Consider the following 8,148-nt stretch of genomic DNA (forward strand, 5'->3'; position numbering starts at 1 on the left):
GTACTGGTTTAAAGTTAATCCACTATAAAAAACAAAAAGGTCGTCTGAAAACAAGTTGGTGCAAAATCCGCCATACCCGTTTTCAGACGACCTTTCTCCATCCTTTCTCCCAAAACCAAAATGCCTGCCCTCTTTTCGGGCAGGCATTTTCATGCGGTCATGATGTGCGGCTCAATATTCCACCGTCCAGCCTATCTCGCCGCCTGCGCGCATCGGGACGAGTTCGCCGTCGCCGTAAGGGACGCTTGCGGGGACGGTTTGGCTTTGTTTGACGAGGGTGATCGTATCGGTGTTTTCGGGAATGCCGTAGAACCTTGCGCCGTTTTTCGAGGCGAAGGCTTCGAGTTTGTCCAATGCGCCTGCTTTTTCAAACACTTCGGCGTAAAGCTCGATGGCGGTCATGGCGCTGAACATGCCGGCGCAGCCGCAGGCGTTTTCTTTGGCAGATTTGGCGTGCGGTGCGGAGTCGGTACCGAGGAAGAATTTGTGTGCCTTCTCGCCGGTAACGGCGGTGACCAATGCCTGACGGTGGGTTTCGCGTTTGAGTACGGGCAGGCAGAAATGATGGGGGCGCACGCCGCCGACCAAGAGGTCGTTGCGGTTGAGCAAGAGGTGTTGCGGGGTAACGGAGGCGGCAACGTTGTCGCCTGCTTCCAAAACGAGGCGGGCAGCTTCGGCGGGGGTGATGTGTTCGAACACGACTTTGAGATTCGGCACTTGCGCCAAAACGGGTTTCATCACGCGCTCGATAAAGGCGGCTTCACGGTCGAAAATGTCGATTTCGGGGTCGGTTACTTCGCCGTGAACGAGGAACAGGATGCCCTGTTTTGCCATTTCTTCCAAAACGGGGATGAGTTTGAATAGGTCGGTTACGCCGGAATCGGAATTGGTGGTCGCGCCGGCGGGGTAAAGTTTGAAGGCGACGATGCCGGCGGCTTTGGCTTCGCGCACCAGCTCGGGCGTGGCTTGGTCGGTCAGGTAAAGCGTCATCAACGGCTCAAACGCGCTGCCTTCGGGCAATGCCGCCATGATGCGCGCTTTGTAGGCAAGCGCGTCGGCAACGCTGACGACGGGCGGTTTGAGGTTGGGCATGATGACGGCGCGCCCCATCTGGCGGGCAGTATAGGGGGCAACGGCTTGGAGCGCGTCGCCGTCGCGCAGGTGCAGATGCATATCGTCGGGGCGGATGATGGTCAGGGTTTGCATGAGTGTTCCTTTTTAGATTTTTGGGTTTCAGACGACCCCTTGATGTTTCCTAGGGGCTGTCGACATTTCATTTTCCCAGTGGATTTTTGTTCACAAAGCGGAAGATTCAAGGCGGAAACCGCAACAAGGTTGGACACCTTGTGAGGATTTCCAACGTGGAAGATGCCGCTTTGAGGATAAAAAGACACGGAAACTATTGAATGCCGACAGTCCCTAAGGTCGTCTGAAAAGGCTATTGCACAAGGACAGGCTTGCCGTCGTAGGACTGATGCGTCAGGTAAAACACCGCCTGTACGGGCAGCTGGTCGGACGGGGTGGTCTTGACGGTCAGCAGGGTTTCTTCCGAGCTGCCCGGCGCGCGCCACGCGTAGGACAACTGGCGGATCGGAATCGGCGATTCGGAGGCTTGATCGGTGCGCAATTCATTGTTCAAGCCACTCGGCGGGTTTTCCACCAATACCATAAACTGCTTGCGTATCAAGGTTTCGTCAGCACGCGCCGTCTTCACGCTGCAACTGTCGCCGGTCAGGCTCAAATAATAATCCGCGCCGTCCTGCGTTTTCTTCCAAACGGCAAGCGCATCCGGCTCGACGAAGCCTGCGGGCAGCCTGCCGATTTCTTCCGCGTTCAAAGCCGTCAGCTTTTCATTATCGGCAAAAGAACGCACTTTATCGGCAGCACCGTCAAAAGCGACGCAGCCTTGCCGGAACAATTCCGCTGCCGCGTTCGCACGATCCGCCATTTGCTCGGGCGGCACTTCCTCCCTGCCGCACGCCGCCAATAAAACGGAGAAAGCGGCAAGCGTCAAAAGTCTTGAAATCAGACGTTTTGCCATTTTCAGACGACCTTTATTTATGTTTCACGACCAGCGTAAACACGCCGTCTTCTTCGCGCGATTCGAGCAAAATATGCCCGGTCTGGCGGCAGAAAGCCTCAAAATCGCCGGGCGCGCCACCATCGGTGGCCAATACGGTCAGCACTTCGCCTTCCTGCATTTGCGCCAAAGCTTTTTTGGCACGCAAAATCGGCAGCGGGCATTTCAAACCGATGACATCCAGAGTTTGTGTATTCATAAGGCTCCATAGGTGTATTGAGGTTGGGTTTTATTGCTGCGTTACCAAAAGCGGCACAACTATTCAGCTATAACTAAAGCAATGATAAATTTATCTTTTAGCTATTTTAGAGAATTCAGCATTTTTAATGTAAAAGAAATTTTTTTGCTGTATTTTGTGAATTTTCAGAAATATATTTTTCAATCAATATAGCTGTTTCCGCAAAATACTCAGTAGATGTTTCAAATTCTCTTGTTTGTTGCATCCTTGTAAAAGCAATGTAAAACATAAAAAACTCTGTCAGGCTATTACTCAACTGATAAAAATCCGGGTCTCCTGGTCTTCCTGCATATACGGGAGACATTAAATTAGTTACATCGCAAAAAATAATGGCATCACTATCTGTACAAGCAAAAATTTGATATTTTCCATCTATAAATTCTTCATAATCTTGCAAAGCCCAATGTTCAACTGTTGTAAATTCGGAATGTAAAGGCAACAATATTAAATTAAAATTACTATTTCCAAAATAACAATTTCCCTTCATTTGGACATGCTGATAATAATATAAAAGCTCTCCTTGAAAAAATGAGGATGGAATACCTAGCTCTTCAAATGAAAATTCTAATTTATTTGAAGGAAATGGGGTTATTCTTGAATATAGTTCTACTAACTCACTTAATACATTGTCTAATTTCATATTTTCCCATTAACATTTATCTTGTTCTTGACTTAATCGTTGTTGTAAGGTTGCTTTGCGATCGATTAACCTTCCTGTAGTTTTATCAGTATAGTTGCCCCTATATCCTGAGGATGAAAACTCGTCATATTAATCAGAATTAACGTCAATTATACCGTACTTACTTGCACCCCACCCCGCCGAACCCATAAAATAAAGCCGTTTTTCACTTTGGAGCACACCATGCGCCGTCTCGCCCTCCTGACCCTCTGCCTTGCCGCCACGGCAGTCAACGCCGCCGGATTCAGCGAAAAAAATACCCACACCAACACACGCTACAAAGAAAGCCCTGAAGAAGCCGCAGCCCGCGAGTTTGCCGAACAAAAAACCGCGCTCCCGCCCCTACCCGACACCCAATCCGGCGACTGGTTCGACCTCTACGTCAGCGAGGACTACGGCAAACAGCCCAAAATCCTCCTCAGCAGCCTGCAAATCATGCCCTCTCCCGACGGCAGCATCCGCTACATCCTCAACGTGCGTTCCGACAAAGGTCATGACAACCTGACCGCCGAAGGCCTCTTCTGCGCCCGTTCTTCCTTCACATACGGCAAAGACAAACGCTCGTCTTATAAAGTGTTCAGCTACGGCGACACCGTCAACCGCCGCTGGATCGAGCCGCGCAAAGCCGAATGGAAACCCATAGGCTCAACCTTCAACAAAAACGACGCGATGCGTGCCGTCCTCTACCAGGCCTTCTGTGTCGACGGCGTACCGAACACCACCGAAGGTCTGGTCAAACGCCTCAAAGAACGCGCCGGACGCTACGCGCCGAAAATGGTGCGCCACGACAAATAAAAGCCGTTTGACGGTTTCAAACATCAAAAAAGGTCGTCTGAAATATTTTCAGACGACCTTTGCCGTATTTCAAACCCTTAATCAGCGCGGATGAACCATATCGGCGGGGACGACCAGTTCGTCAAACTCCTCGCCTGTCAGCAAGCCCAACTCAACGGCGGTTTCGCGCAGCGATTTGTCGTTTTTATAGGCGGTTTTGGCGACTTTAGCGGCGTTTTCGTAGCCGATTTTGCGGTTCAGCGCGGTAACGAGCATCAGGGAATGGTGCAGGAAATAGTCGATTTTTTCCGGTACGGGTTCGATGCCGGCGGCGCAGTTTTCGTTGAAGCTGTTGCACGCGTCGCCCAAGAGGCGGATGGATTGTAAGAGGTTGTAGGCGATGACGGGCATATAGACGTTCAGCTCGAAATTGCCCGACGCGCCCGCCATGCCGATGGTGACGTCGTTGCCGAACACTTGGCAGCACACCATGGTCATCGCTTCGCATTGGGTCGGGTTGACTTTGCCCGGCATGATGGACGAACCCGGCTCGTTTTCGGGGATTTTGATTTCGCCCAAACCGCAGCGCGGGCCGCTTGCCAGCCAGCGGATGTCATTGGCGATTTTGTTCAGGCTTGCCGCCAGCGTTTTTAATGCGCCCGAAGCGGCAACGGCGGCATCGCGTCCGCCCAAGGCTTCAAATTTGTTCGGCGCGCTGACAAACGGCAGGCCAGACAGTTCGGCGAGTTTGGCGGCGGCTTTTTCGGCGTATTCGGGATGACTGTTCAAACCCGTGCCGACCGCCGTGCCGCCCAAAGCGAGTTCGTATAAACCTTTGAGCGCGTCGTTCAGACGACCTAAGCCGTGGTCGAGCTGGGAAACGTAGCCGGAAAATTCTTGTCCCAAAGTCAGCGGCGTTGCGTCCTGCAAATGGGTGCGGCCGATTTTGACGATGGGGGCGAAGGCTTGGGCTTTTTTGTCCAACGTGTCGCGCAGGGCTTTTACCGCTGGAATAAGGTGGTGGTTGATTTCAATCGCGGCAGCGACGTGGATGGCGGTCGGGAACGCGTCGTTGGTCGATTGCGCGTGGTTCACATGGTCGTTGGGATGGACGGGCTGGTACGCCGCCAAACCCGTACCGGCGATTTCGTTGGCGCGGTTTGCCAGCACTTCGTTCATGTTCATATTGGACTGCGTGCCGGAGCCGGTCTGCCAAACCACTAAGGGGAACTGCCCGTCGAGCTTGCCGTTCAACACGTCGTCCGCCGCCTGCGTAATCAAATCCGCCTGCTCAGGCTTAATCCTGCCGAGGGAAACATTGGTGGCGGCTGCGGCTTTTTTCACCAGCGCCAAAGCATAAATCAACGGCTGCGGCAGGGTTTCGCCGCCGATTTTGAAATTGTTGCGGCTGCGCTGGGTCTGCGCGCCCCAATAGGCTTCGGACGGGACTTCGACATTGCCCATGGTGTCGTGTTCGGTACGGGTGCTCATGCGTTTCTCCTAAATTAAATGATAATGCAAATAATTTGCAAGCGTATTATAGCGGGCAGGAGGTCGTCTGAAAAGCAGGGGAAGGGGTTTGGGGAAGAGGTTTCGGACGGCGTTTTGAAAACTGATTTGAAAACTGAAAAGAAGATTGATACGGGCGAACGCATTGGGTTTGAACTGGTTTGGGCTATCCGAAATGTCAGAAAGGTCGTCTGAAAACCCGCATCGCAAGTTTTCAGACGACCTTTGTATGCGAACAGGCGCTTTAGGCTTTGCCCGTGCTGCCGAAGCCGCCTTCGCCGCGTTCGCTGGCGGCAAATTCGTCCACGACTTTAAACGATGCTTGAACGACGGGAACGATGACCATTTGCGCGATGCGTTCCATCGGCTCGATAGTGAACGCTTCTTTGCCCCTGTTCCACACGGAGACTTTGAGTTCGCCCTGATAGTCCGAGTCGATCAGTCCGACCAAGTTGCCCAAGACGATGCCGTGTTTGTGTCCCAGACCGGAACGCGGCAGCAAAACGGCGGCGTAGTCGGGATTGGCAAGATGTACCGCCAGACCGGTCGGAACGAGGTAGGCGTCGCCCGGTTGCAGGGTGACGGCTTCGTCCAAACAGGCGCGCAGGTCCAGTCCGGCGGAACCCGGCGTGGCGTAGGCGGGCAGTTTGTCCGCCATTTTCGGATTGAGGATTTTCAGTTCGACTTCGGTTTGCATGATTTTTTTCCGTTTCATTTGATTTGACGCGGATTATACACATATTCCCCCGCCCTATCGTTGGAGTCGTCTGAAAAAACGGGGTATGATTCATTCAAATAAACGTGAATATCGGAGGACATCATGGATTTGCACAATATCCGCGAAGATTACAGCAAACGCGAACTGTCAGAATCGGAATGCCATGCCGACCCGATTGTCCAGTTCGAGCAATGGCTGAACGAGGCGATTCATTCGCAAGTCAACGAGCCGACCGCCGTCAACGTCGCTTCCGTGGGCGAAGACGGCAGACCGAACAGCCGCATGGTGCTGCTGAAAGAAGTCAATCCGCAGGGATTTGTTTTTTTCAGCAATTACTTAAGCCGCAAAGGACGCTCGTTTGACGCGCATCCGTTTGCCGCCATGACGTTTTTCTGGCCGGAACTGGAGCGGCAGGTGCGCGTTGAAGGGCGCATCGAAAAACTGGATGCCGCCGCGTCGGACGAATATTTCGACAGCCGCCCCTACACCAGCCGCATCGGCGCATGGGCAAGCGCGCAAAGCGAAGTGTTGTCGAGCAAAGCGATGTTGGTTGCCAAAGCGGCGGCAGTGGGCGCGAAACACCCGCTGCACGTCCCGCGTCCGCCGCATTGGGGCGGCTATCTCGTCATTCCCGACCGCATTGAGTTCTGGCAGGGCCGCCCCAGCCGCCTGCACGACCGCATCCAATACCGCTTGGTTGACGGCAACTGGATGCGCGAGCGGCTGTCACCTTAAACTTTCCACAGCTTCAAGCCGATAGGGTAAAATCCCGACTCCAGCAAAAGGTCGTCTGAAATATAAAAAACGTTTTAACAAAACTCGTTTCATTCGTTTCAGACGGCCTTTTATCCGTAACTTATCCTGCCGCCACCGCCGCAGAAGAACCGTTCCGATCATCAGGAAACGCGTTAGGAGAACCCCATGTCCAAGCAACCCACCAGCAAACGCCAATGGCGCGACGGCGCAGCCCCGTCTGCCAAGAAAACCGCCAAACCTTTCAAAAGCAAAGCCCGTCCCAAAGACGAAACGCGCAAAACCGCTTCTAAACCTTACGGACAAAAAGTTTCAGACGACCTCAAGCCGCAAAACGCCCCCAAACAGCGCGCCGCAAAAGCCAGAAAACTCGTCGTCCGCAATCCCAACCAAAAAATCATGGAACGCGCGCGCGATTTGAAAGAACGCCGCAGCGACCTGTCGCGCATGGAACCCGAACGCCTGCAAAAAGTGCTTGCCGCATCCGGCGTCGGTTCGCGCCGCGAAATGGAAGAATGGATCAACAACGGCTGGGTAACGGTCAACGGCAAAACCGCGCAACTGGGCGACAAAGTCACCCCCGACGACCACGTTACCGTCAAAGGCAGCATCATCAAGCTCAAATGGGCAGACCGCCTGCCACGTATCATCCTGTATTACAAACAAGAAGGCGAAATCGTCTCCCGCGACGACCCGCAAGGCCGCGTCAGCATCTTCGACCGCCTGCCGCAGGCCGCCAGCAGCCGCTGGGTCGCCATCGGACGCTTGGACATCAACACCAGCGGCCTGCTCATCCTCACCACCTCCGGCGAACTCGTCCAACGTTTCGCCCACCCCAGCTTCGAAGTCGAACGCGAATACGCCGTGCGCGTACTGGGCGGACTGACCACCGAACAAATGCGCAGCCTCACCGAAGAAGGCGTGATGCTCGAAGACGGCTTGGCAAAAGTCGAACGCATCTACGAACAAGGCGGTGAAGGCGCGAACAAATGGTACAACGTCGTGATTAAAGAAGGCCGCAACCGCGAAGTGCGCCGCATATTCGAAAGCCAAGGCCTCACCGTCAGCCGCCTCGTGCGCGTCGGCTTCGGCCCCATCGGCTTGCCCAACCGCCTCAAACGCGGACAGTTCTACGAACTCAACCCCGCCGAAGTCGCCAACATCATCAAATGGGCGGACATGCTGCTGCCGGGCGAACGACGCCGGAAGAAAAGTTAATGTAAGATAAATCGGGGCTGAGACCTTTACAAAATCGTCTCAGCCCGACAAAATCTTGCCCAAGTCATAAACATAGTGGGTTAAGTTTAGACCAGTACCGCGTTGCGCCGCTCTGTCCTGATTTAAATTTAACCCACTATTCACATATTATAGTGGATTAACAAAAATCAGGACAAGGC

General features: G+C 53.5%; 9 protein-coding genes. 3 read left to right on the plus strand and 6 right to left on the minus strand.

Going from position 1 to position 8,148, the window contains the following annotated elements; genetic code table 11:
• Positions 1-171: 171 nt before the first annotated feature.
• From pyrC to HMPREF2572_RS11805, 4 genes are all read right to left on the minus strand, one after another.
• The gene (pyrC, locus tag HMPREF2572_RS11790) at positions 172-1,206 is read right to left on the minus strand and encodes a dihydroorotase (protein WP_070498813.1); all 1,035 of its coding nucleotides are present in this window, start codon (positions 1,204-1,206) and stop codon (positions 172-174) included.
• A gap of 232 nt (positions 1,207-1,438) precedes the next feature.
• Complete coding sequence (locus HMPREF2572_RS11795) at positions 1,439-2,041, minus strand: NMCC_0638 family (lipo)protein (RefSeq protein WP_070498814.1); 603 nt, start codon at positions 2,039-2,041, stop codon at positions 1,439-1,441.
• A 13-nt stretch (positions 2,042-2,054) separates the two neighbouring features.
• On the minus strand, positions 2,055-2,279 hold the full coding sequence (locus tag HMPREF2572_RS11800) for a sulfurtransferase TusA family protein (protein ID WP_070498815.1): 225 nt from the start codon (positions 2,277-2,279) through the stop codon (positions 2,055-2,057).
• Positions 2,280-2,403: 124 nt separating this feature from the next.
• Positions 2,404-2,958, minus strand: coding sequence for a hypothetical protein (locus tag HMPREF2572_RS11805; protein ID WP_070498816.1), 555 nt, complete (start codon positions 2,956-2,958; stop codon positions 2,404-2,406).
• Between the two features lie 222 nt (positions 2,959-3,180).
• Between HMPREF2572_RS11805 and HMPREF2572_RS11810 the strand changes: the two genes are divergently transcribed.
• Complete coding sequence (locus HMPREF2572_RS11810) at positions 3,181-3,792, plus strand: CNP1-like family protein (RefSeq protein ID WP_070498817.1); 612 nt, start codon at positions 3,181-3,183, stop codon at positions 3,790-3,792.
• Between the two features lie 81 nt (positions 3,793-3,873).
• Here the strand turns inward: HMPREF2572_RS11810 and fumC are convergent, their stop codons facing one another.
• Both fumC and dut read right to left on the minus strand, forming a co-directional pair.
• A complete protein-coding gene (gene fumC, locus HMPREF2572_RS11815; protein WP_070498818.1) occupies positions 3,874-5,262 on the minus strand; it encodes a class II fumarate hydratase in 1,389 nt (462 codons plus the stop codon).
• A 262-nt stretch (positions 5,263-5,524) separates the two neighbouring features.
• Positions 5,525-5,977 (minus strand): dUTP diphosphatase, encoded by a 453-nt coding sequence (gene dut / locus HMPREF2572_RS11825; RefSeq protein WP_070498820.1) that lies wholly within the window; start codon positions 5,975-5,977, stop codon positions 5,525-5,527.
• Between the two features lie 123 nt (positions 5,978-6,100).
• Here dut and pdxH point away from each other — a divergent pair, with 123 nt between their 5' ends.
• Together pdxH and HMPREF2572_RS11835 are read left to right on the plus strand one after the other, a co-directional pair.
• Positions 6,101-6,733: a pyridoxamine 5'-phosphate oxidase gene (gene pdxH / locus HMPREF2572_RS11830; RefSeq protein WP_070498821.1), complete on the plus strand. Its 633-nt coding sequence runs from the start codon at positions 6,101-6,103 to the stop codon at positions 6,731-6,733.
• Between the two features lie 186 nt (positions 6,734-6,919).
• On the plus strand, positions 6,920-7,969 hold the full coding sequence (locus tag HMPREF2572_RS11835; RefSeq protein ID WP_003764594.1) for a pseudouridine synthase: 1,050 nt from the start codon (positions 6,920-6,922) through the stop codon (positions 7,967-7,969).
• Positions 7,970-8,148: the final 179 nt, after the last annotated feature.

The organism is Neisseria sp. HMSC064E01 (genome assembly GCF_001808875.1).
Taxonomy (GTDB): domain Bacteria; phylum Pseudomonadota; class Gammaproteobacteria; order Burkholderiales; family Neisseriaceae; genus Neisseria; species Neisseria sicca_A.

What these genes read in the sequence shown, in the direction of transcription:
- pyrC (WP_070498813.1), bottom strand. Translation starts at nt 1,206, where the DNA reads ATGCAAACCCTGACCATCATCCGCCCCGACGATATGCATCTGCACCTG.
- HMPREF2572_RS11795 (WP_070498814.1), bottom strand. Translation starts at nt 2,041, where the DNA reads ATGGCAAAACGTCTGATTTCAAGACTTTTGACGCTTGCCGCTTTCTCC.
- HMPREF2572_RS11800 (WP_070498815.1), bottom strand. Translation starts at nt 2,279, where the DNA reads ATGAATACACAAACTCTGGATGTCATCGGTTTGAAATGCCCGCTGCCG.
- HMPREF2572_RS11805 (WP_070498816.1), bottom strand. Translation starts at nt 2,958, where the DNA reads ATGAAATTAGACAATGTATTAAGTGAGTTAGTAGAACTATATTCAAGA.
- HMPREF2572_RS11810 (WP_070498817.1), top strand. Translation starts at nt 3,181, where the DNA reads ATGCGCCGTCTCGCCCTCCTGACCCTCTGCCTTGCCGCCACGGCAGTC.
- fumC (WP_070498818.1), bottom strand. Translation starts at nt 5,262, where the DNA reads ATGAGCACCCGTACCGAACACGACACCATGGGCAATGTCGAAGTCCCG.
- dut (WP_070498820.1), bottom strand. Translation starts at nt 5,977, where the DNA reads ATGCAAACCGAAGTCGAACTGAAAATCCTCAATCCGAAAATGGCGGAC.
- pdxH (WP_070498821.1), top strand. Translation starts at nt 6,101, where the DNA reads ATGGATTTGCACAATATCCGCGAAGATTACAGCAAACGCGAACTGTCA.
- HMPREF2572_RS11835 (WP_003764594.1), top strand. Translation starts at nt 6,920, where the DNA reads ATGTCCAAGCAACCCACCAGCAAACGCCAATGGCGCGACGGCGCAGCC.